This window comes from Polynucleobacter difficilis, from assembly GCF_003065365.1.
GTDB classification, from domain to species: Bacteria; Pseudomonadota; Gammaproteobacteria; order Burkholderiales; family Burkholderiaceae; genus Polynucleobacter; species Polynucleobacter difficilis.
This window is the reverse complement of sequence record NZ_CP023276.1, coordinates 1,336,492-1,357,989: the sequence shown is the minus strand read 5'-3', so window position 1 is coordinate 1,357,989 and position 21,498 is coordinate 1,336,492. Positions and strand designations below refer to the sequence as shown.

Annotated in this window: 18 protein-coding genes; 9 read left to right on the top strand and 9 right to left on the bottom strand. The window is 47.6% G+C overall.

The annotated features are described in order from the left end of the window. Positions 1–101: 101 nt before the first annotated feature. The 5 genes from AOC34_RS06880 to AOC34_RS06860 are packed head-to-tail and all read left to right on the top strand — an operon-like array spanning position 102 to position 4,300. Positions 102–1,037: a hydroxyacid dehydrogenase gene (locus tag AOC34_RS06880; protein ID WP_108469374.1), complete on the top strand. Its 936-nt coding sequence runs from the start codon at positions 102–104 to the stop codon at positions 1,035–1,037. Further along, positions 1,034–2,044, top strand: coding sequence for an Ldh family oxidoreductase (locus AOC34_RS06875; protein ID WP_108469373.1), 1,011 nt, complete (start codon positions 1,034–1,036; stop codon positions 2,042–2,044). The genes AOC34_RS06880 and AOC34_RS06875 overlap by 4 nt, the downstream gene beginning before the upstream one ends. A 30-nt stretch (positions 2,045–2,074) precedes the next feature. Further along, positions 2,075–2,356, top strand: a complete 282-nt coding sequence (locus AOC34_RS06870) for a flagellar biosynthesis protein FlgA (RefSeq protein ID WP_108469372.1) — start codon at positions 2,075–2,077, stop codon at positions 2,354–2,356. A 40-nt stretch (positions 2,357–2,396) separates the two neighbouring features. Then, entirely contained in the window at positions 2,397–3,569 is a 1,173-nt protein-coding gene (locus AOC34_RS06865; protein ID WP_108469371.1) for a UxaA family hydrolase, read from the top strand. 11 nt (positions 3,570–3,580) lie between these two features. After that, complete coding sequence (locus tag AOC34_RS06860; protein ID WP_108469370.1) at positions 3,581–4,300, top strand: GntR family transcriptional regulator; 720 nt, start codon at positions 3,581–3,583, stop codon at positions 4,298–4,300. 12 nt (positions 4,301–4,312) lie between these two features. Here AOC34_RS06860 and AOC34_RS06855 read toward each other — a convergent pair whose 3' ends face one another. Further along, positions 4,313–6,064 (bottom strand): cobaltochelatase CobT-related protein, encoded by a 1,752-nt coding sequence (locus tag AOC34_RS06855; protein WP_159074834.1) that lies wholly within the window; start codon positions 6,062–6,064, stop codon positions 4,313–4,315. Positions 6,065–6,076: 12 nt separating this feature from the next. Then, the gene (locus AOC34_RS06850; protein WP_108469368.1) at positions 6,077–7,078 is read right to left on the bottom strand and encodes an AAA family ATPase; all 1,002 of its coding nucleotides are present in this window, start codon (positions 7,076–7,078) and stop codon (positions 6,077–6,079) included. A gap of 226 nt (positions 7,079–7,304) precedes the next feature. Here AOC34_RS06850 and xsc point away from each other — a divergent pair, with 226 nt between their 5' ends. Further along, entirely contained in the window at positions 7,305–9,113 is a 1,809-nt protein-coding gene (xsc, locus tag AOC34_RS06845; protein WP_234408063.1) for a sulfoacetaldehyde acetyltransferase, read from the top strand. Positions 9,114–9,151: 38 nt separating this feature from the next. On the opposite strand, the gene AOC34_RS06840 is transcribed toward xsc, so the two are convergent. From AOC34_RS06840 to AOC34_RS06815, 6 genes are read right to left on the bottom strand one after another with little or no spacing between them, the layout of a single operon-like run. Next, a complete protein-coding gene (locus tag AOC34_RS06840; protein ID WP_108469367.1) occupies positions 9,152–9,730 on the bottom strand; it encodes a nitroreductase family protein in 579 nt (192 codons plus the stop codon). 14 nt (positions 9,731–9,744) lie between these two features. Next, the gene (locus tag AOC34_RS06835; RefSeq protein ID WP_108469366.1) at positions 9,745–10,677 is read right to left on the bottom strand and encodes a dimethyl sulfoxide reductase anchor subunit family protein; all 933 of its coding nucleotides are present in this window, start codon (positions 10,675–10,677) and stop codon (positions 9,745–9,747) included. Next, on the bottom strand, positions 10,667–11,365 hold the full coding sequence (locus tag AOC34_RS06830) for a 4Fe-4S dicluster domain-containing protein (protein ID WP_108469365.1): 699 nt from the start codon (positions 11,363–11,365) through the stop codon (positions 10,667–10,669). The genes AOC34_RS06835 and AOC34_RS06830 overlap by 11 nt, the downstream gene beginning before the upstream one ends. A 19-nt stretch (positions 11,366–11,384) precedes the next feature. Further along, positions 11,385–14,255, bottom strand: a complete 2,871-nt coding sequence (locus AOC34_RS06825) for a molybdopterin oxidoreductase family protein (RefSeq protein WP_108469364.1) — start codon at positions 14,253–14,255, stop codon at positions 11,385–11,387. Positions 14,256–14,286: 31 nt separating this feature from the next. Next, positions 14,287–15,189: a bifunctional enoyl-CoA hydratase/phosphate acetyltransferase gene (locus tag AOC34_RS06820; RefSeq protein ID WP_108469363.1), complete on the bottom strand. Its 903-nt coding sequence runs from the start codon at positions 15,187–15,189 to the stop codon at positions 14,287–14,289. A 15-nt stretch (positions 15,190–15,204) separates the two neighbouring features. Next, positions 15,205–16,005, bottom strand: a complete 801-nt coding sequence (locus tag AOC34_RS06815) for an IclR family transcriptional regulator (protein WP_234408062.1) — start codon at positions 16,003–16,005, stop codon at positions 15,205–15,207. 169 nt (positions 16,006–16,174) lie between these two features. Between AOC34_RS06815 and AOC34_RS06810 the strand changes: the two genes are divergently transcribed. Genes AOC34_RS06810 through AOC34_RS06800 form a run of 3 tightly spaced genes read left to right on the top strand, consistent with a single transcriptional unit; the run spans position 16,175 to position 20,173 of the window. Beyond that, positions 16,175–17,158 (top strand): tripartite tricarboxylate transporter substrate binding protein, encoded by a 984-nt coding sequence (locus AOC34_RS06810; protein WP_108469362.1) that lies wholly within the window; start codon positions 16,175–16,177, stop codon positions 17,156–17,158. Between the two features lie 40 nt (positions 17,159–17,198). Beyond that, a complete protein-coding gene (gene sauS, locus AOC34_RS06805) occupies positions 17,199–18,602 on the top strand; it encodes an acylating sulfoacetaldehyde dehydrogenase (protein WP_108469361.1) in 1,404 nt (467 codons plus the stop codon). Between the two features lie 35 nt (positions 18,603–18,637). Further along, entirely contained in the window at positions 18,638–20,173 is a 1,536-nt protein-coding gene (locus AOC34_RS06800; protein WP_108469360.1) for an AMP-binding protein, read from the top strand. Between the two features lie 15 nt (positions 20,174–20,188). Here AOC34_RS06800 and AOC34_RS06795 read toward each other — a convergent pair whose 3' ends face one another. Continuing rightward, the gene (locus tag AOC34_RS06795; protein ID WP_108469359.1) at positions 20,189–21,472 is read right to left on the bottom strand and encodes a SulP family inorganic anion transporter; all 1,284 of its coding nucleotides are present in this window, start codon (positions 21,470–21,472) and stop codon (positions 20,189–20,191) included. Between the last annotated feature and the right edge of the window lie 26 nt (positions 21,473–21,498).

The following is a 21,498-nucleotide window of genomic DNA, read 5'->3' as shown; positions in this document are numbered from 1 at the left end:
CGTTTTGAATACTTTCTTTACTTCATCGTTAAACAATACAAGTAAAACAAAAAATATACTAGGGTATTGCAAGACATCTGAATCATCTATATGATGTAGATATGTCATCTATTTTCATCTCTGAGTTCATTACAAGTCAAGCCCTAGAAACCCTGCGTTCTAAGCATGAGGTGACTTATGCTCCGGATAGCTATAAGCAGCGTTCTGAGTTAATTTCTGCACTGCACAATAGTGATGCCTTGATTGTGCGTAATTTGACGCAAGTCAATCAGGAGCTGCTACAGGGTGCCCCTAATTTAAAGGTAGTTGGTCGCCTTGGAGTGGGGCTGGAGAATATTGAGTTACCTGCCTGTGCAGCGCGAAACATTAAAGTGATACCGGCTACTGGCGCGAATGCAGAGTCGGTTGCGGAATACGTGATTGGTACGGCGCTAGCCTTAACCCGCGGCTTTTTGCCTGCTACAACCCAAACCTTGGAAGGCAGTTGGCCACGCCCACATTTTTCTAGTTGCCATGAATTCACGGGCAAGACATTGGGTATTGTTGGGTTTGGCAGCATTGGCCGCATTACGGCACAAAAGGCCCTGGCATTTGGTTTGAAATGCGTTGCTTATGATCCGATGATTAAGAATACCTCTGTTGACTTAGGCAATGCTTCCGTTGCGATGTTGCCATTGGACTCATTGCTTGCATGCAGCGACGCAGTCACCCTGCACTTACCCCTTTTGCCAGAAACGCGCGGCTTATTTTCTGCGGAAATCTTAGACAAAATGAAGCATGGCGCTTGTTTAATCAATACTGCTCGTGGTGGCATTGTGAATGAAAAAGCGCTGGCTGAGCGCTTACGTTCTGGTCGTCTGGGTGGTGCAGCCTTGGACGTTTTTGAAAAAGAGCCTGCAACTGATCTATCCCATTTCGCGGGACTTACTAATCTAATTGCTACTCCACATATTGCGGGCGTAACAAGCGAAAGCAATGATCGGGTAAGTCAGATGATTGCAGATGAAATCATTCGGTTTTTAGGGGGAAGTAAATGAAGATGACATTCGAGCAGGTTGTCGATTTGGCGTCGTCTGGATTGCGTGCCAGCGGGATTGACCGCAAGGCGGCAATGGAAACAGCTCAATTTTTGGCCTTAGCCGAGGCGGATGGCCTTGCATCCCATGGCCTAGCTCGGGTAGGTCAGTATGCAAGCCATGCTAAAAATGGGCGAATCGAGTTAAGTGCAAAGCCAAGAGCGACTAAATACAAAACAGCGGCAGCGTTGGTGGATGCATGCGATGGACTTGCCTTTCCTGCGCTTAAGCTGGCAACCGATCTATCGGTTAATTTGGCCTCAAAAAATGGCATAGGACTTGTAGCGGTGACGAATAGCCATCATTTTGGTGTTGCCGGTCATTACACCGAAGCAGCTGCCCGTGCCGGGTATATTTCCTTACTTTTTGGAAATACTCCTGCTGCCATGCCGATGGCAGGGGGCAGCAAAGCCATCTTTGGTACCAATCCTCTCGCTGCGGCTTTTCCGGTGGCCAAGGCTAATCCCCTTGTGATTGATATGTCCTTATCTGCTGTTGCGCGCGGTAAGCTGCTGGTAGCCGCTAAAAAAGGGGAGTCCATCCCCGAGGGGTGGGCTTTAACCATCGATGGTAAGCCAACCACGAATCCAAATGAGGGGCTTAAGGGGCTGATGGTGCCAATGGGTGGCGATAAAGGAGCTCTTTTAGCGCTTATCGTCGAATTATTGGTTGTGGGCTTATCTGGTAGCCGGTTTTCGTATGAAGCGGATTCTTTTTTTGATGCGCAGGGCAATCGCCCCCGCATTGGTCAGCTTCTATTGACTATTGATCCAGGTCTTGCAGGCGGTCAAGTCTTCGCCAATCGCATGCGTGATTTTTTAAAAGTATTGGCGAGCGATGCGGGTGTTCGATTACCAGGACAGCGGCGTTTTAAGCAGCGTGAAATTGCACTGGCACAAGGCATCGATGTTGGCGATGCGGTGCTGGCAGAAATTCAATCTGGCATTAGCCGGAATTGGGCTAAGTAGTTTAATAACAAGATTTTAAAGGAGAGAGAAATGATCCACTTTGTCGTGCATGAGCCAGGTGATGGCGTTGGAGTAGTGGTCGTTGAAGGCGTTAAAGCTGGAGCCGACTTAACTGGATGGGTAATGGATGGCGACATCACATTGAATATGAAATCAGAGAGTGATATTCCAATTGGTCACAAAATCTCTTTAAATGATTTCAAACCAGGTGACACCGTGATGAAGTACGGCGTTGATATTGGCAAGGTTGTTGCGCCTATTAAAAAAGGCGAACACCTCCACGTTCAAAACGTGAAGACCAAGCGCTGGTAATCCAAAACGATATAGACCTATTCATTAAGAAAGATACAAGATGACTAATTTGAAAGATGCAACATTTATGGGCTATCGCCGTGAGAACGGCCGCGTGGGTATTCGTAACCACGTGATTATTTTGCCTTTGGACGACTTATCGAATGCCGCTTGTGAGGCTGTTGCTCATAATATTAAAGGGGCGATGGCAATTCCTCACCCCTATGGCCGCTTGCAGTTTGGAGCGGACTTGGATCTCCATTTCCGGACCCTGATTGGTACTGGCTGCAATCCAAACGTAGCTGGGGTTGTGGTAATTGGTATTGAGCCACAATGGACCGGTAGGGTAGTAGATGGCATTAAAGCTTCTGGCAAGCCCGTAGAGGGATTTTGGATTGAAGGCAATGGCGATACCGCAACGATTGCAGCGGCAAGTAAGGCGGCCTACAAGATGGTGAAGCGCGCTTCAACCCTGCAACGTACTCCTGCAAAATTGTCCGAGCTTTGGGTTTCTACAAAATGCGGTGAATCCGATACAACATCGGGTTGCGGCGCCAATCCAACGGTAGGTAATGCTTTTGATAAGTTGTATGACATTGGTTCAACCCTCGTTTTTGGCGAAACCACAGAATTGACCGGTGGCGAGCATTTGGTTGAGGCGCGTTGCCGTACGCCTGAAGTGAAAGCGAAATTCCGTAAGATGTTTGATCGCTATCAAGACGTGATCGAGCGTCACAAGACGAGCGACTTATCGGATTCTCAGCCTACCAAAGGAAACATTGCGGGTGGCTTAACCACCATCGAAGAAAAAGCCTTGGGCAACATTCAGAAAATCGGTAAAAAATGCATCGTTGACAGCATTTTAGACAAGGGTGAAGAGCCAACCATGAGCGGTTTGCATTTTATGGACTCCTCCTCTGCCGCTGCTGAAATGGTTACGCTGTGTGCTGCGGCTGGTTTTGCAGCCCACTTTTTCCCAACTGGCCAAGGTAACGTGATTGGTAATCCGATTCTGCCGGTTATCAAGCTTTGCGCAAATCCAAAAACCGTTCGCACGATGTCTGAACACATCGACGTGGATGTTTCAGGAATCTTGCGTCGCGAAGAGAATATGGATACGGCTGGCGACAAATTGTTGGATGCCTTAATGCGCACCGCCAATGGTGAGTTGACTGCTGCTGAGCTTCTCGGCCATCGTGAATTCGTATTAACCCGTTTATACGAATCTGCTTAAGCACTATCAGTATGAAGTCCCTGACCGCCTATCAAGAGGTGAAGCAAAAGATCACCGAAGATCTGGTCAGGGGCCGTTTTCCGATGGGGCAGGCATTGCCTGCCGAAAAAGATTTTGCAAAAGAGTTGGATGTATCGATTGGCACGCTTCGCAAAGCGGTCGATGAACTGGTCGCCGAAGGAATTGTTATTCGACGTCAGGGGAAGGGTACTTATGTTGCTGAGCACGACCTGAAGCGACTACTTTATTATTTTTTCCATATTGTTCGGCACGATGCTGAAAAAAAGGTATATCCCAAGGTCGAGCTAGCCAGTTTTGTTTCTGCGGTCGCCAATAAGGAAGAAGCATTTAAATTGGCTATAAAAGAAGGGTCTCCCATCTGGCGAATTACCAATCGTCTTTATCTTGACGGCGATTGCGTCATGATCGATCAAATTACCCTAGACAAAAAGCGATTTAAAAAGTTAACGCGTGACGATTTTATTTCCAGAGAAGGCAGTATTTACCAGTTATATCAAATGCAGTATGGACAAACGGTTGTGCGTACGAATGAGCGTTTACGCGCCGGCCTTGCTAACAAGCAATTTGCGGAGTGGCTTAGCCTGCCCCCCGGATCTCCTGTGCTTGTGATTCGACGAATTGCCTTGGGTATACAAGATGAGCCTCTAGAGTGGCGCGTGTCAACCTTAAATACGACTAATCACGAATACTTTAGTGAGTTGGTGGCCTAGTAGTTTGATTCCTTACAACTGTTTTTGTAGTTCTTTAGCCCAAGAGGCAATGAGCTTAACGGGGGTTTCACTTTCGCTCCAGCTAAGCTGTCTCATAAAGAAGCCACGCATTTCTTGACCAATTCCACATCCCCATACCCGAAGTGTAGGCTGCTTTTCGGTCCATTTTAGTGCCAGTTTGAGGTGATCCATTAAGTAGTCCTCATCTTCATTTGCTTGTTGGGTTGCACGATCCATCGGGCAACCATCAGATAACAAGATAATATTGTGGCTCACTTCATCCGAAGCTATATTGGACGCATTTGATTGGGGCTTGTATGACAAGCTTCGCTTAGCTGCCCAGAGCAATGCCTCGCCATCAAGACTTTCTTTATAAATGTCCGGCTTAAGCATTCCTGCGATGCTTAGCTTGGAATTTCTCCAGCTAGTTTTATAGTCTTTGAAAATCCAATGTGCCTGCTCATTTAATCGCCCTGGATTTTTCGGCTTTCCCGCAGCATGCCAGCCTTTTATGCACTTACCACCTTGCCAGCTTGCCGTGGTGTATCCCAAGACTTCGCAGGGGATATTGGCTTTGTCCAATATCTTCACCATGACATCAATCCATGCTGCCATAGTGAGGCGATTCTCCTTCATTGATCCGGAGCAATCTATTAGAAAGGTTACGGTGGAGTTTGGCTTGGGCTGTACATATTCTTTTTGATAAATTGCCAATGAGCTAGAAGACGCAACAACGCGACTTAATAATTTGCGATTCAGCAATCCCTCCTCTGATGATTCCAATCCGTTTTTAATGGGGGCCGAAAAGAGTGTGGTGTATGTTTTTATGAATCGCGACCAGGGAATAGACCAGCTATCAATTTTTTCATCAATTTCTTCTCGAAATGCGGTTAGTTGAGCTATTCGGATGGTTTCAAGCGGTTTGATTTCGGCATCAAATGCGGTATCAAAAATGCGGTATTTACTTAAAGCACGTTCGTAAATTTCGCTCTGTTGGGCTATTCCAGTTAGAAATGGGCTATTCCCTGCAATAGGATGTCTTTGCTTATCTGAGAATTCCCAAGGAATCTGAAATTGATTTTTACTGGCATTGCGCCGTTTAATCCGAATGCTCGGTACATCTTGATATTCTTTAGCGACCAAATTAGAGACAAATTGGGCCATTTCCAAGGCTGGTTTTACAAATTTAGTCTGATCGAAGCGATTTCGCTTCAGCTTATCTAGCAGTATTCCCGTGGCTTGATACAGCTCCGCTCGGGGTATTTCAATCGTATCCTGCATGAGTTGTGGGAGGGCTGCATTATTGAGTCGCGACCATGTTCCACCAAATATCGCCAGTAACAGTAGGTTGATGCTTCCTTCTGTCCCCCCTTTGGCCATGAACTCATTTAGCCAGGCGACAAAATGCTGTTGAATATTCTGCTTTGTTCCGATCATGCTAGCGGGGCATATGCTTTCAACTCGGATTTGTTCTAAGACCTCAAAGACTAGCGAGCCCATTAAGTCGGCAGGTTGAATACTCCGATGAAGTACTGGATCTGAATATGCGATACGCAATCCCAAGCCATCCAGCATGCCGCGGTGATGAGACCAGGATTCAAAAAAATGAATGGGATTTAGGTGGGGCGCCAATTGGCCAATGAACTCATCGGCGCAGTAAAAATTCCAATCCCGCATCTGGATGCGGGTATCGCCAGAGATAGAGCGTACGATTGCTCCATAACGCTCTTGAAGTAGTAAATCCTCAGATGAAAGCAGCTGCAAGGTGAACTGCTCCTACTGACCTAGGGAGGGTGTCGCCAGATTCAATTCATGATTAAAGCATCGCTGATAGTACTCGGCGATAAGAAGCCTCTCTTCTAATTCGCATTTATTTAAAAAGGTTAAACGGAAGGCAGAATCTAGGTCGCCAAAAATAGTCCAGTTTTCCGCCCATGTAATTACTGTTCTGGTTGACATCAGGGTAGATAGATCCCCTGCGGCAAATCCCTTGCGCGTGAGATTGGCTAAGGCTATCATCTGCGCCGCAATGGCGGCATGCTCAGGTGCATTTAAATGGGGAACTTTCGCTTTGACAATACGCTCTTCTGCATGAGGTTCTAAATAGTTCAGTGCAGCAACTACGTCCCAGCGATCCATCTGCCCCTGATTTAATACTTGTGTTCCATGATAGATGTTGCTCCAGTTGCCTAAGCCAATCGTATTACTCGTGCCAAAGATCCTGAAGTAGGGATGTGGCTCTATTACTCGATTTTGATCCAGCAAGGTTAGGCGGCCTTCGCGTTCGAGCATCCGTTGTATAACAAACATAACATCCGGTCTTCCTGCGTCGTACTCATCCAAGACAAGGGCAACTGGCCTTTGGAGGGCCCAAGGAACTAGGCCTAGTTGAAAGTCAGTCACTTGCTGACCGTCTTTGATTGTGATGATGTCTTTGCCCAAAAGATCCATCCGGGTAATTTGCCCATCCAGATTAATGCGCAGGCATGGCCAATTTAAGCGAGCAGCTACTTGCTCAATGTGGGTCGACTTGCCAGTGCCGTGCATGCCCTGTAACAAAACTCTTCGGTTAAAGCGAAACCCTGCTAAAAGGGCGATAGTTGTGTCGCTATCGAGTTGGTAAGTTGGGTCCAGCGCAGGGACAAGCGGGCTAGGATCTGAAAAGCGTGGCACTTCGAAATCGCATTTGAAATTGCACTCTGGAAAAGCGACTTTAACGGAGGTACCTAACGTTGGTTTTGCGTCGATTAGGTTGGCTATTTCAGGGCTGTTTTGCATGTGATTTCCAAGGTATTGCGGTCGGCGGAAGATGAAGCACGTTCAATTTAGTAGACATTATCATTCCACTTTTTAATTTTTACTGCGGGATTTCCCTATATATATTCAAATACAAGTTTATTGTAGAACAATTTGTTCCATTTATTTGAAATGATGCTAAAATTCATTCAAATGTCTTATAGATGCAAAAAAAGTTCTATTCTTAAACAGTTAATGGAGAGTTTGAATGTCTAAACCAGATCACGCTGTAACAACTGGCCCACAAAAAATGACCCCATCGGAAGCATTTGTGGAGACGATGGCCGCGAACGGCGTTACAGATACCTTCGGCATTATGGGGTCAGCCTTTATGGATGCGATGGATATTTTTGCTCCTGCTGGCATTCGCTTAATTCCCGTCGTGCATGAGCAGGGTGCTGCGCACATGGCCGACGGCTACTCTCGTGTTAGCGGTCGTCATGGCGTTGTTATTGCTCAAAATGGCCCTGGTATTAGCAATTGCGTCACCGCCATTGCTGCGGCGTACTGGGCGCACAGCCCAGTAGTCATGATTACGCCAGAGACCGGAACCATGGGCATGGGCCTTGGTGGTTTTCAGGAAGCAAATCAACTGCCGATGTTTGAGGAATTTACGAAATATCAAGGGCACGTGAACAATCCCAAGCGGATGGCAGAGTACACCGGTCGTTGCTTTGATCGCGCTATGTCGGAAATGGGACCAACCCAATTAAATATTCCACGGGATTATTTTTACGGGGAAATTGAGGTTGAGATTCCTCAGCCGAATCGACTGGATCGCGGCCCAGGCGGCGAGAACAGTCTCAATGAAGCAGCCGAGCTATTAGCGAAAGCAAAATTTCCAGTGATTATTTCTGGTGGCGGCGTTGTGATGGGCGATGCGGTCGAAGAGTGTAAGGCATTGGCTGAGCGGCTCGGTGCGCCGGTAGTGAATAGCTACCTCCATAATGACTCGTTCCCAGCAAGTCATCCTCTATGGTGCGGGCCACTGGGATACCAAGGCTCAAAAGCCGCTATGAAGTTAATGGCGCAGGCCGATGTGGTGATTGCCCTGGGCTCCCGCTTGGGACCCTTTGGCACATTGCCACAACATGGCATGGACTATTGGCCAAAAAATGCCAAGATCATCCAGATTGATGCCGATAACAAAATGCTGGGATTGGTGAAGAAGATTTCTGTTGGCATCTGCGGTGACGCCAAGGCAGCTGCAATTGCGTTATCACAGCGCCTAGCAAACAAAACCTTGGTTTGCGATGCGACAAAAGCAGAGCGCGCCAAAACCATCGCTGCAGAGAAAGCGGCCTGGGAAAAGGAGCTGGATGAATGGACGCATGAGCGCGATGCATTTAGCCTTGACATGATTGAGGAGCAGAAAAAGGAGCGTACTCCTAATGGAGGAAATTATCTCAGCCCAAGACAGGTATTGCGGGAGCTCGAAAAGGCTATGCCAGCCGATGTAATGGTATCGACCGATATTGGAAACATTAATTCGGTTGCCAACAGTTACTTGCGTTTTGAAAAGCCCCGTAGCTTTTTTGCCCCAATGAGTTTTGGTAATTGCGGTTACGCTCTGCCCACAATCATTGGTGCGAAGGTTGCTGCTCCGGACCGTCCAGCAATTGCCTATGCAGGCGATGGCGCATGGGCAATGAGTATGGTTGAGATCATGACTGCGGTTCGTCATAACATCCCAGTCACAGCGGTGGTATTCCATAATCGCCAGTGGGGCGCTGAAAAGAAAAATCAGGTTGATTTTTACAATCGCCGGTTTGTTGCTGGAGAATTAGAGAGCACTAGTTTTGCAGGCATTGCGCAATCCATGGGAGCCGAGGGCATTGTGGTTGACCAGCTCGATCAAGTGGGCCCAGCGCTTAAAAAAGCAATTGATATGCAAATGAACGAAGGAAAAACCTGCGTGCTCGAGATTATGTGTACTCGGGAATTGGGCGACCCATTCCGTCGTGACGCATTATCAAAGCCAGTTCGCTTCCTCGAGAAATACAAAGACTACGTCTAAGTGTTTTGCTCCCCAGCGGACCCGATCCGCTAGGGAGTTTAAAAAATCGAGTGGTATGCCGATAAGTCCGGTCGCAATGCGCTGCCGGACTTATTTTTTGAGACGGTGCCAATCGTAATAAAGCAAATTGGAAAGTCATCTGGCGGCAGTTTAAAAAGCTGCCTGAGGCGTTGGCTTGTAATTGCTTTGCCGCTGGATAGGCCCGATCCAAAGCCAAGCGCATGGGCCGATAAAAGAATGTTCTGAATTGCACAGCCTAAGGAGACCATCTTCTCCTGCTCACTCACACCATCCGAAGTAATGCCAAGTTTGGCAACAGCAAGAAGCAGTAGAGGGCCACGAAGGGCCTTATCGTGCGCTTCCTGCAGTTCAATATGGCTGGCCTGCAGATCTCGTTCTAGTAGGCATGCTTTAAAGACCGATCCCAATCGAGACCGGCTTGATTCACTGACTTCAATAAAATGCCACGGTGTATTACGGCCGTGGTCTGGGGCAGCCTTTGCAGATTCGAGTATGCGTTTTTTTTGATCTGCAGTAGGGCCGGGCTCAATTAAGCGTTTTGGCGAAACATGAACCCGTCCATGAATTAAGACATCCGCATAGTCCTCTAGCAGCATCGACTAAATACTGCCTAGGAAATCCGTTGGTAGTACAAATTTTGCGGATGATTTGCATCTGCAAAGAAGAGAAATCGCTCTGCCATTAAGCCGCAAACATGAATTGCAAATGCCATAAAAATCCAGCCAGCCTGACCCTGGCTGATTGCGAATACAAGGGTAATCAGCGGCAGAATGTAGGCGGCGATGAGTGTAATGCGTCGCAAATTGCGGATCACCAAATCGCTTTGATGATGAAAAAACTCTTTGGTATTAAAGCTCCCGCCAGTCATTCCCATGGATGTTTGGCGAACATTGCTTGCTTTGAGTCCAGTAGCGGAATTAATGGTTGAAATGGGGCGAAGATTTCGATTGCGTTTCCAAATCCAGAGCTTGATGACCATCGCCGCTGTTAACAAAATAAAGCCAACTTGGCTTAAGGCGAGGACGGATATTGTTTCGGATCCAAACCAAATCAGGAGCAGGGTGGATAGCAGCATCCAGCCCGATGCCAGGCCAAGAATAATGAAATTAATGATGGTAGAGAAGTGGGCCCACTCCTGAATAAAACGAATGCATTGGTAGATTTTGGCGGTACAGACCCATAAGGCGAACGATGCAGCAATGAGGGCGCCCCAAATCCAAGAACTACTCTGCCCAAGGAATGCATAGAGGAGGGCAAGGCAAGTAATGCCGATGAAAATTGGCAGAATAATGACTTCGCGCGATAGCCAAGAGGTGCGCCACATCAATACAGCGCGCCAGGCTCTTTCAGGATGGCCTAAGTGAAACATGGATGAAATTAATCCAATGATGAGCAGAACCAATGAAATCGGCAATGCGAACATGGCCAAGAAGTCATCCGGCAGGCCGCCATTACCAATGCTCATTAGGCCTATAAAAACCAGCAAGCCTTGGGCCATGCCTGCCAAGGTAGTGAAGAAAATGAGAGAAAAACTAGGATGCATTATTTTCTGCCTTTACTGCATTAATGATTTCGGTGATCGAGCGTGGTAAATAGTGATTTGCTGGCTGTGTTTCCCACTCCGGCATAAGCTTGTAGCCCGAGCGCTTTTCAATTGCTTGGCTTGCTTCTGATTCAGGATCATGGACATCACCAAAAATACGAGCACTCGTGGGGCAGGCGAGAACGCATGCAGGTTTTCTTTCGCTTTCTGGCAAGGTTTCGCTATAGATCCGATCTACGCATAAGGTACATTTGGTCATCACTTGGCGTTCTTCATCGAGTTCACGCGCGCCATAAGGACAGGCCCAAGCGCAATACTTGCAACCGATGCATTTATCGTAATCAACGAGCACGATGCCATCTTCAGCACGTTTATAGCTGGCACCGGTGGGGCATACCGGTACGCAAGGAGGGTCCTCGCAGTGCAGGCATGATTTTGGAAAATGTACGGTTTCCATTTTGGGGAAGGTGCCAGATTCATAGGTTTGAACCCGGTTGAAAAAAGCACCATTTGGATTTGCGCTGTAAGCATTGAGGTCGGTCAGCGGACCAGCCGATCCCGAGGTATTCCATTCTTTGCAAGATGTGACGCAGGCATGGCAACCCACGCATACATTCAGGTCGATGACCAAAGCCAGTTGCTTGGTCTTTGGGACTGACTTTACAGAAGTGCTGTTATTTTGTGACATAGAAGTTCTATAGAAAAAGTTATTTAGTAATCATTCCGGGCACCCGATGAGCCTTTACTTGCGGCCATGTTTCTTCGGGTTCATTTTCATCTGCAGCGGCTAATTTGACACGTACGTCGTACCAGCCGGCTTGGCCGGTGATTGGATCGGAGTTGCTGACTGAAAAGCCACCAAGCGATAGTTCTTCAGAAATCAGGTGATTTAGCAAAAATCCTTTTTTAGACTCATCCGAACTCGGATCGAGGCTCCAAGCAGACTCTGCCTTACCAATGGCATTCCATGTCCAAACAGTGCCTGGATCTACGGCTTCGGAGTGGCGGGCCATACACTTGACCTTGCCCCATTGCGATTCAATCCACATCCAAGCGCCATCATTAATGCCATGCTCTAGCGCCGTTTTGGTGTTGACGTACAGATAGTTATGGCTATGAATTTGTCTCAGCCAAGCGTTTTGTGAATCCCAAGAGTGATACATCGCCATCGGACGCTGAGTGATTGCGTTCAAGCTGTATTTTTCTAGATCCGTAACCTCATCTTCGAGGGGTGGATACCAAAACGGCAATGGATCAAAGTACTTGAGGATGCGGGATTTGAGATGCTCGGGAGGGGCAGATCCTGGTCTTTGTCCTTTTGCTGCCAAGCGAAATTTTTGCAAAATATCGGAATAAATTGCAATCATGATTGGATCATTTTTTTGACGCAGCGCATTTGCCTTACTAAAGTCGAGATAGCCACGATTCCAATTGCGCATGTATTGATGCTCTACAGGCATTTTGTAATGAAAGACGCAATTGTTTTCAGCGTAACGCTTCCATTGATCTGGGTTTGGCTCACCGCGTAAACTCTTTTCGCCATCCTTGCCGCGCCATCCTGCCAAAAATCCAATGCCTGAGTTGGGGGCGGTTTCAAAGCGCGTAATAAAATCTGGGTAGTCTTTAAATTTGCGGCCGCCATCTTCGGTAGTAAATGCGGGGAACTTTAAGCGTGAGGCCAATTCAATTAACACTTCCTGAAAGGGCTTGCATTCACCTGTAGTCGGCAAGACTGGAATGCGCACGGAATCAACTGGACCGTCGTATTCCGAAATCGGTCGATCCAATAAGCTCATTGCATCGTGGCGCTCTAAATAAGTTGTATCAGGCAGAACGAGGTCGGCAAAATCAACCATTTCCGATTGAAAGGCATCGCACACCACCAGGAATGGGATCTTAAATTCACCGTTGGCATTTTTAGAATTTAAGAGCTCGCGCACTTCCATGGTGTTCATGGTCGAGTTCCATGACATATTAGCCATAAAGATCATCAGCGTATCAATGGGGTAGGGGTCGCCCTTGACCGCATTGGTAATCACGTTATGCATTAAGCCGTGGGCTGCTAATGGGTGCTCCCAGGTATAGGCTTTATCGATGCGCAGGGCATTGCCCTTGGCATCGAGAGCTAAGTCTTCTGGCTGAGTGGGCCATCCCAGCGGGGCTTTTCCAAGCGGCGTATTGGGTTTGATGTCGTTTTCAGAAGAGGGCGGCTTTACATTTGGCGGCACCTGCCGTGGATAAGGTGCTTTGTGCCTAAAGCCACCTGGCCTATCAATCGTGCCAATCAATGACATCAACACAGCCAAGCCACGCGTTGTTTGAAAGCCATTGGAGTGGGCTGCCAATCCGCGCATGGCATGAAAGGCGACTGGCCTTGCGGTAACCGTCTGATGGGACTCGCCCCAGGCGTCAGTCCATTGCACCGGCATTTCAAATGCTTGCTCAAATGCAGCTTGACCAATTTCAGTTGCTAATTTTTTAATTCGATCAGCCGGAATGCTGGTAATGGAGGACGCCCATTCTGGCGTTGTGTCGTGCACTTGCTTACGCAGCAATTCAAATGCGGGCGCTACTTTTTTACCTTGGTGTGGGCCTGGGCCCATGATGAACTCGCCACAGAGCGTTGGCGATACGCCTTTTTCAAAGCAGGGTTTTGCGCTCTGGGTATTGGCATCCCATACGTATTTATTGTGCGGTAAATCGGCATTAATCGGATCAGAGTCGGGGTCAAATAAGAATAGACCCTCCTCGGGTCCTGCATCCAGACAGACCAGCTGACCAGAATTGCTATAGCGCTTTAAGAAGTCCGCATCGTATTGTTCAGTGCGAATGAGTTCGTGCATGAGGGCCATGAACAGGGCGCCGTCTGTGCCCGGTTTAATCGGAATCCATTCATCGGCAATGGCAGAGTAACCGGTGCGTACCGGGTTGATGGATATAAAACGACCGCCTGCTCTTTTAAATTTCGAGAGCGCAATCTTCATTGGATTACTGTGGTGATCCTCAGCAGTGCCAATCATGATGAACAGCTTTGCGTGATCCAGATCGGGTCCACCAAATTCCCAAAAACTGCCGCCAATGGTGTAAATCATTCCGGCAGCCATATTGACGGAACAAAATCCGCCGTGCGCTGCATAATTCGGCGTGCCAAATTGGCGGGCAAATAGACCGGTTAAGGCTTGCATCTGATCACGTCCGGTAAATAGAGCAAATTTCTTTGGATCGGTTTCGCGGATCTTTTTTAATCGATCGGTAAGCAATTCAAATGCTTGCTCCCAACTAATTTCATCAAACTCACCAGAGCCTCGGTCGCTTCCTTTCTTGCGTAGAAGGGGTTTTGTGATGCGCGCCGGAGACTTCTGCTTCATGATGCCAGCAGATCCTTTTGCGCAGATAACGCCTTGGTTCAGCGGGTGCTCAGGGTTGCCATCAATGTAGACCAGTTCGCCATCGCGCAGATGCGCTCGAATACCACAGCGGCAGGCACACATATAGCACGTTGTTTTTTTGATTTCAGTTGCAGCTGCTTGCTTGTGAATCGGATCGTGGATCGGATCTTTTGAAAAAATCTTAAACATGGCTTTGTGGTCTCTTAAAAGGAGATTTGGTTTAGGCTAGGCGTAGTGCCAATGCGGTGGATGCTACTCTGGAAAAAACCGAGTCGGAGCGCGAGGTTAGGATGATTGGCACGCTAGTACCTAAGATAGCTCCGGCGCACTCAGCACCTGCCATATAGATAAGCGACTTGTACAGAATATTGCCAGCCTGAAGATCGGGGGCGAGCAATAGATCAGGATCGCCCGAGACCATGGAGTCGATCCCCTTTGTTTTTGCAGAGGTCGCTGAAATGGCGTTATCAAAACCGAAGGGTCCTTCAATCAATGCGCCCGGAAAAAAAGCGTCATCACGCTGTAAATCGACTAATGTCTTTGCATCCACAGTTGCCTGCATGCTTGGATTAACAACCTCAGTTGCTGCGATGATGGCTACTTTGGCCTTAATGATTCCAATTTTGGCGAGTGCATCTAAGCTATTGAGCAAGATATGTTTTTTATGCTCAACCGTGGGTGCAATATTAACAACGCAGTCGCTAATCCCAATCAGCTTATGGTAACTGCTGAGTTCAAACAAAAAGAGGTGACTCGTTCTTCGCTCCGTTCTCAGGCCTTCCTTGCTGACAACCGGACCCATTAAGTCCTCGGTGTGTAGGGAGCCTTTCATTAGCGCAGCAAGCGCACCAGCTTTAGCCATTGCCACTGCAATCTGCGCTGCCTCAACGGGGTTGTTCGGCGTATCAATGATTTGTATTCCGTTGATATCAGCCCCCATCTTCTTTGCTAATAGGGCGATTTGCTCCTGGGGTCCAATTAAGATGGGAGCGCAAAGAGACTGCTCCCGCAATTGCGTTACCGTTTCGAGGGCGGGCTCGCTGAGTGGAAAGACTACGCCAAGCGGCTTCCTGCCTTTTGACTCTTGGATGAGGGCCTCTAAGAGAGGGTATTTTGAACTCATGTTTTGATCATTGGCTCAGCTAAGGGTGTTTGATATCCGCTCTGCGGCAGCACGAAGCTGAGGGATGTACTCCATTGCTTGATTGAGCGGCAGCCGGGCTGTGGCAGCATGGATGGCAATTGCCGCAACGGCATCGCCATGCTTATCTCGCACTGGTACTGCAACGCAGGAAACTCCCAGAACATATTCTTCATTGTCGACGGCATAGTCGGTACTAATAATTCGGTCTAGTTCGGATTCCAGCAAATCGCGATCGACAATGGTTCGATGTGTAAATTGCTCTAGCGGTAAGTTATCGAGTAGTTTTGCGCGTTCATCTAGGGGTTTAAAGGCAAGCAGGAGCTTTCCGCTTGCGCTGCAATGCGGCGGTAGCACTGTTCCCGGTGGGAGGTGTAGGCGTAAGGCCCAGTTTGCTTCTACCCGATCCAAATAAAAAAGTTCGCCGCGGCGAAGTACAGCCAGATTACAGGTTTCTTTTAGGTCTGACACCAGTTTTCGTAATATTGAATGGCGTACGCTGGAAACACTGTCATGGCATAAGGTCTCAAGTGCAAGGCTCGCAAGGCGCTCTCCAGGGCTGTAAGCCTTTCCTCCAGGCTCGCGCATAACAAGACCGGCTTCTTCAAAAATAGCCAAAGTGCGATGCAACGAAGCCTTCGGCATTCCTGTAATTTGCATGAGCTGGGCCAGAGAGGCTGGCTGACGAAGTGCTGCCAAGGCCTCTAGAATGACAACTCCCTTGAGCATTGAGGAGTTTTCGTTCGAAGGATCCTTTTTTGAGGTATCCAGAATTTCAATCGTTTCTAGCTCGAACATAGGATTAATCTCATAAAATTACATATTTCGTTCATTTTAATAGAACATAATCTATTTATAGCATAAATAAGTTAGTGTTTTTACTTATACGAAACAACTTGTTCAGGTAAGCTGAATAGAGTATGGTTACTGATGGAGACTTACAAGAATAACTTCTATGGGAGTTTATATGAATAAAAAAATGATTATGTCCTTGGTGTCTGGGGTTGCTATTTGCCTCTCTAGCGCCTTAATGATTGGCGCAGTTCAAGCTCAATCGTGGCCCACTAAGCCAATCAAATTTATCGTGCCTTATCCTCCTGGAGGTGGTACTGACGTTATTGCCCGAATAGTTCAGGAGCCGCTGGCTAAAGAGCTAGGTCAACAAGTCATTATTGATAATCGTGGCGGTGCTGGTGGCTCAATTGGATCTGCTTTAGCTGCGCAATCCCCATCCGATGGATACACGGTTTTGTTCACGCTTTCATCGCATACTATTAATCCATCTTTTTACCCACGATTACCTTTTGATACGGAGAGGGATTTTTCTCCAGTAGTAACCATTGCATCTTTGCCACAAATTTTGGTAGCAAACCCGAATTTTCCTGCCAAGAATGTAAAAGAAGTAATTGAGATGGCCAAGGCAAAACCTGGCTCGATTTCTTATGCGTCGGTTGGCAATGGTTCACCAGGCCACCTTGCTGGGGCCATGATGGCAACAGATGCCGGTGTTGACATGGTGCATATCCCTTACCGTGGCGGTGGCCCAGCTATTACGGATGTCATAGCAGGACAAGTTCCATTGCTTTGGGTTTCGATACCGGCTGCAGCTCAGTTTGTAAAATCTGGAAAAGTAAAAGCCTTGGCAGTTTCAACCGTTAAGCGGTCTGCAGTTTTTCCTGATGTGCCCACCATGGCTGAATCAGGCTTTAAGGATTTTGAAGTTGACTCTTGGTATGCCATGTTCGTTCCAGCAAGCACTCCAAAGCCAATCGTTGAGCGCTTAAATAAAGCAGCCTTAAAAGTGCTTGCGCAGCCTGAAGTAAAAGAAAAGTTACTCAGTCAAGGTGCGGAAGCAGTGGGTGATTCGCCATCCCAGTTGGGTGCTGTAGTGAAAAAAGAGATTGCCAAGTGGAAGCAGGTTGTAAAAGCGGCCAATATTAAGGTCGATTGAGCGTGTTAGTGATCATTTTTAAACTTACAGTAAAGAGCATATGTCAGAAGTAGAAAGTATCATCCAGCGCGCCCATATTGCGCAAAAAGAGTTTGAGTTATACACGCAAGAGCAGGTTGATTTAGTTGTCTCCTCAGTTGCGTGGGCTATTTTGGAGCCCAGCAGAAATGAGGAGTTGGCTAAATTAGCCGTCCGCGATACGGGCCTGGGTGATGCTGCTGATAAGTTTAAAAAGAATTTTCGTAAAACATTAGGCTTAGTACGAGATTTACAAAAGGCCAAAACGGTTGGAGTTGTTTCTCACGATTCCGCAACTGGAATTACAGAGTATGCAAGGCCGGTAGGGGTTGTGGCTGCTATTACGCCCTCAACCAATCCCGGCGCTACGCCAATCAATAAAATTTTGAATGCTCTGAAATGCCGTAATGCAGTGGTTATTGCCCCATCCCCGAAAGGGCAATCAACGTGTTTTCGTTTATTAGAATTTGTTCATGCGCAGTTGGATTTAGTGAAGGCGCCAAGGGATTTGGTACAGATGCTGCCAGACCCGATTACAAAAGATGCTACACACGAGCTGATGCGGTTGGCTGATTTAGTTGTGGCTACAGGCTCGCAAGCCAATATACGTTCCGCTTACACGTGTGGAACGCCAGCATTTGGAGTGGGCGCCGGTAATGTGTTGGTGATCATAGATGAGCATGCCAATTTGGATGCCGCAGCTCATAAAATTAATCAATCAAAGACATTTGATAATGCGACCAGTTGCTCCAGTGAGAATGGAGCCGTTTTGCTTGATGCGATCTATGACTCTGCGATTGAAGCCTTAGAGCGCGCTGGCGGCGTACTGTTAGATGCCGCTGATAAGCAACGCCTTCATGATGTGATGTTTAGTAACAGGAAACTAACTTCAGCCTTAACAGCCCAATCACCAGCAGTGATTGCAGAGCGGGCAAAGTTACAGCACCCCAAAGCCAGCGGCGCGCGTTTTTTTATGGTTGAAGAAGCCGGCTATGGTTCAACTGCTCCATTTTCAGGCGAAAAATTAAGTCCTATTTTGACAGTCTGGCGCGCTGCAAACTTTCAGGCTGCCAAAGAATTGGTTACTAATGTTTATTCTTATCAAGGCGCAGGACATTCGGTTGGCTTGCATACGGCAAGCAGCGGCTCGATCATGGAGGAGAGGGCGGCTGATTTGGCCCGTGATTTACCGGTTGCGCGTGTAATTGTGAACCAGGCACATGCCATTGCTACTGGAGGCAGCTTTGAAAATGGTCTTCCTTTCTCTTTGTCGATGGGCTGTGGTACCTGGGGAAAAAATAATTTCTCCGATAACATGAACTATCGCCACTACCTCAACACCACTCGTGTAGTACGGCCGATTGCTGAAAAAGTGCCGGATGTTGAGACTTTGCTAGCGAATTATTTCAGTCGATACCCTAAATAGTCAGATCAACTTAGCGGCAATTTACTCTCCTTAATATGGCAGAAATTCTGAACTCAGCTAGCGCTAGCATTGCCCAAGTCTTAACGAAGTGGGCCAAGCGGCAGCCGGACCACGTCTTGCTGTTTGCTCCGGAGACCGATCAGAAATTATCGTATGGGCAGATGGCTATAGAGGCCGAGCATTTTATGGGCTGGTTGAATGACCGCCAAATTAGTGCCGCTGGTCATGTGGGCATCTTTATGCATAATGGACGACAGACCACAACGGTATTTATTGCCACGATGGTTTGTGGGAGGGTGGTTACCCCGTTGAACCTCTTGGCGCCGGTAGATCAACTGGCTTGGGTTTTAGACCATAGCGATATCGAGATACTGTTTTATGCGCCAGAGAACAAGCCGAGCTTATTTGCAGCCTTGAAAAAAACCCAACGCACCTTTGCGTTAGTAGAATTGGACCCAGACGCCGAATATGGACCTTTTCTTAAATCAGTGCGATCGCCCTTGCCACAAATTGATCCCAATAATGCCGCTTTATTAATGTATACCTCGGGCACTACTGGCACGCCAAAGGGGGTTTTATTAACGCATCGGAATTTATTGCACGCAGCCAAGTCGATTAGTGAATGGCATCAGCTAACTCCGGCAGATATTGTCTTGAGCTCGCTGCCCATTTACCATATCAACGGTCAAGTTATTTCAACCATAACACCATTCTTTTCTGGTGGATCGATTGTTGCCCCCCATCATTTTTCAGTATCGACGTGGTGGAAGATGGTAGTTCAATATCGTTGCACGTGGATCAATATGGTTCCCACCATCATTGCTTATTTAATTAATGCCGCAAAAAGTGGCGCCAGTAAACCCGATATCGCTCAGCTTAAACACATTCGTTTCGGGCGCTCAGCATCTGCTCCTTTGCCACCAGAGCACCATCGTGAGTTTGAGGCCTTATTTGGAATGCCTGTGATCGAGGCAATGGGGATGACGGAAACCTGCTCGATTGTGTTTTGCAATCCACACGACGAGCGCAGGCGTTTTGGCAGTCCTGGACTGCCCTGTGGAGTTACAGCAAAGATTGTGGACGATTCTGGAGGCGTGGTGTCTGATCTCGTTTCAGGGGAAATTTGCCTCAAGGGTGAGAATGTATTGCATGCCTATTACAAGGGTGAGGCCGAAACTAAGAAAGCCTTTGATGCAGAAGGTTGGATGAGGACGGGCGATCTAGGAATGCGGGATGCTGATGGGTTTTACTTCATTACCGGTAGATTGAAAGAATTGATTATTAAGGGCGGTGAAAATATTGCCCCTCGTGAAATCGATGAAGTTGTTTTGAAGCATCCAGCCGTATTAGATGCCGCTTCTGTCGGAATACCAGATGCCAACTACGGCCAAGAGATTATGGTCTGCATCATTTTAAAGGAGGGGCAATCTTGCTCCGAGGCGGAAATGCGCCAATTTTGTATTGATAATCTAGGTAAATTTAGAACGCCTAAAACTATTCTCTTCATGAAAGACTTGCCTAGGGGGCCCTCTGGTAAAGTCCAGCGCCTTAAGTTGTTAGATCTGGCGTAGGCTCAAAAATCAGAATTACTTGCTCTTCGTTTTGCCATATCCGAGTATTTTGTGCATCAATATCGATGAGAAGATGCCAAGTAGGATCGCCCATTCAAGGGCAATAGTTACCGTGCCAGCTGCTGTAACAAGCATCGGAATCCAGGCGCCTTTGCCCAATTCGAACTCGTGGCGAATTTGTTTTAGATCAATCAATTTCCATGCTACTAGTAGCAGTAAGGATGCGATTACAACATAGGGAATATGTTTTGCTAGGGGTGATACAAATGCCAAGATGACGATTAAGAAAAATGCTGCGCTGATGGCCGATAGCGGTGTTTTTGCTCCGGCAGCTAAATTGACGCCCGTACGATTAAATGATCCGCTTGAAGGATAGGCTGAAAAAAAAGAGCCGGCAACATTAGCTAAGCCTTGCCCAATAAATTCTTGGTTTGCATTAAATGAATCTTTTGTTTTTAAAGCGATCGCACGCGCAATTGCCATGGCCTCTGTTGAGGCAAGCAAGGTCATGATTAGCATAGCGCCAAATAATTGCTGTACGGTGGCCGGATTCAGGTCTGGAAAAGAGAGCGGGGGAAAGGCTCCTGGTATGTTGCTGACGCGCTTAAACTGGCTTAGGGTTGGGAAGACTAGCTCAATGAGGATTGCGGCGACAGCACCGACAATCACCGCAATGAGCATTGCTGGTACGTATTTGTTCAGCGAGCCCCACAAGCGAACCACTCCTAATGTGATCAGCACAAGCGCAATAGATTGCCATTGAACATTGCCGCTCAGCAGGTGGCTGCTTACTGCTTGGATGGTGTGGATGACATCTGTGCCTCGAGGAATATCCATTCCAAGGAGAGTGCCGGCCTGGCTGTTAATGATTAGTACAGCAGCTCCAGCAGTAAAACCTACAATCACTGAATGCGGCACTTTTTCTACCCACTTTCCAATACCGCTAAAACCTAAAATCAATTGAATTATTCCCACTAGAAAACTCAGTGTTAATACAAGCATTACATATTGAGGAGATTCAGGTATGGCCAGTGGAGCAATCAGGGCCATAGTAGTTAGGGAGATGGCATTCGCTGGTCCAGTGACCATCAGGCGACTTGATCCAAAAAGAGCGGCAATCAAGCAAGGCACCATGGCGGCATAAAGGCCGTAATGCGGCGGCATTCCAGCGAGCAATGCAAATGCAATTCCTTGGGGAAGTACAACAATGGCGCCGGTCAAGCCGGCTAGTAAATCAGCGCGTATCGTTCCAGTATTACGATACTCAGGTAGCCATTTTAAAAAGGGTAACTGTCTCATGGTGGGTGGCAGGTATTTTTATAGTT

Excerpts from the sequence above, each read along its gene's own strand:
- AOC34_RS06810 (WP_108469362.1), top strand. The coding sequence starts at position 16,175 with ATGAATAAAAAAATGATTATGTCCTTGGTGTCTGGGGTTGCTATTTGC.
- AOC34_RS06850 (WP_108469368.1), bottom strand. The coding sequence starts at position 7,078 with ATGCAAAACAGCCCTGAAATAGCCAACCTAATCGACGCAAAACCAACG.
- AOC34_RS06880 (WP_108469374.1), top strand. The coding sequence starts at position 102 with ATGTCATCTATTTTCATCTCTGAGTTCATTACAAGTCAAGCCCTAGAA.
- AOC34_RS06820 (WP_108469363.1), bottom strand. The coding sequence starts at position 15,189 with ATGAGTTCAAAATACCCTCTCTTAGAGGCCCTCATCCAAGAGTCAAAA.
- AOC34_RS06865 (WP_108469371.1), top strand. The coding sequence starts at position 2,397 with ATGACTAATTTGAAAGATGCAACATTTATGGGCTATCGCCGTGAGAAC.
- AOC34_RS06870 (WP_108469372.1), top strand. The coding sequence starts at position 2,075 with ATGATCCACTTTGTCGTGCATGAGCCAGGTGATGGCGTTGGAGTAGTG.
- AOC34_RS06860 (WP_108469370.1), top strand. The coding sequence starts at position 3,581 with ATGAAGTCCCTGACCGCCTATCAAGAGGTGAAGCAAAAGATCACCGAA.
- sauS (WP_108469361.1), top strand. The coding sequence starts at position 17,199 with ATGTCAGAAGTAGAAAGTATCATCCAGCGCGCCCATATTGCGCAAAAA.
- AOC34_RS06795 (WP_108469359.1), bottom strand. The coding sequence starts at position 21,472 with ATGAGACAGTTACCCTTTTTAAAATGGCTACCTGAGTATCGTAATACT.
- AOC34_RS06815 (WP_234408062.1), bottom strand. The coding sequence starts at position 16,005 with ATGTTCGAGCTAGAAACGATTGAAATTCTGGATACCTCAAAAAAGGAT.
- xsc (WP_234408063.1), top strand. The coding sequence starts at position 7,305 with ATGTCTAAACCAGATCACGCTGTAACAACTGGCCCACAAAAAATGACC.
- AOC34_RS06840 (WP_108469367.1), bottom strand. The coding sequence starts at position 9,730 with ATGCTGCTAGAGGACTATGCGGATGTCTTAATTCATGGACGGGTTCAT.
- AOC34_RS06875 (WP_108469373.1), top strand. The coding sequence starts at position 1,034 with ATGAAGATGACATTCGAGCAGGTTGTCGATTTGGCGTCGTCTGGATTG.
- AOC34_RS06825 (WP_108469364.1), bottom strand. The coding sequence starts at position 14,255 with ATGTTTAAGATTTTTTCAAAAGATCCGATCCACGATCCGATTCACAAG.
- AOC34_RS06835 (WP_108469366.1), bottom strand. The coding sequence starts at position 10,677 with ATGCATCCTAGTTTTTCTCTCATTTTCTTCACTACCTTGGCAGGCATG.
- AOC34_RS06800 (WP_108469360.1), top strand. The coding sequence starts at position 18,638 with ATGGCAGAAATTCTGAACTCAGCTAGCGCTAGCATTGCCCAAGTCTTA.
- AOC34_RS06830 (WP_108469365.1), bottom strand. The coding sequence starts at position 11,365 with ATGTCACAAAATAACAGCACTTCTGTAAAGTCAGTCCCAAAGACCAAG.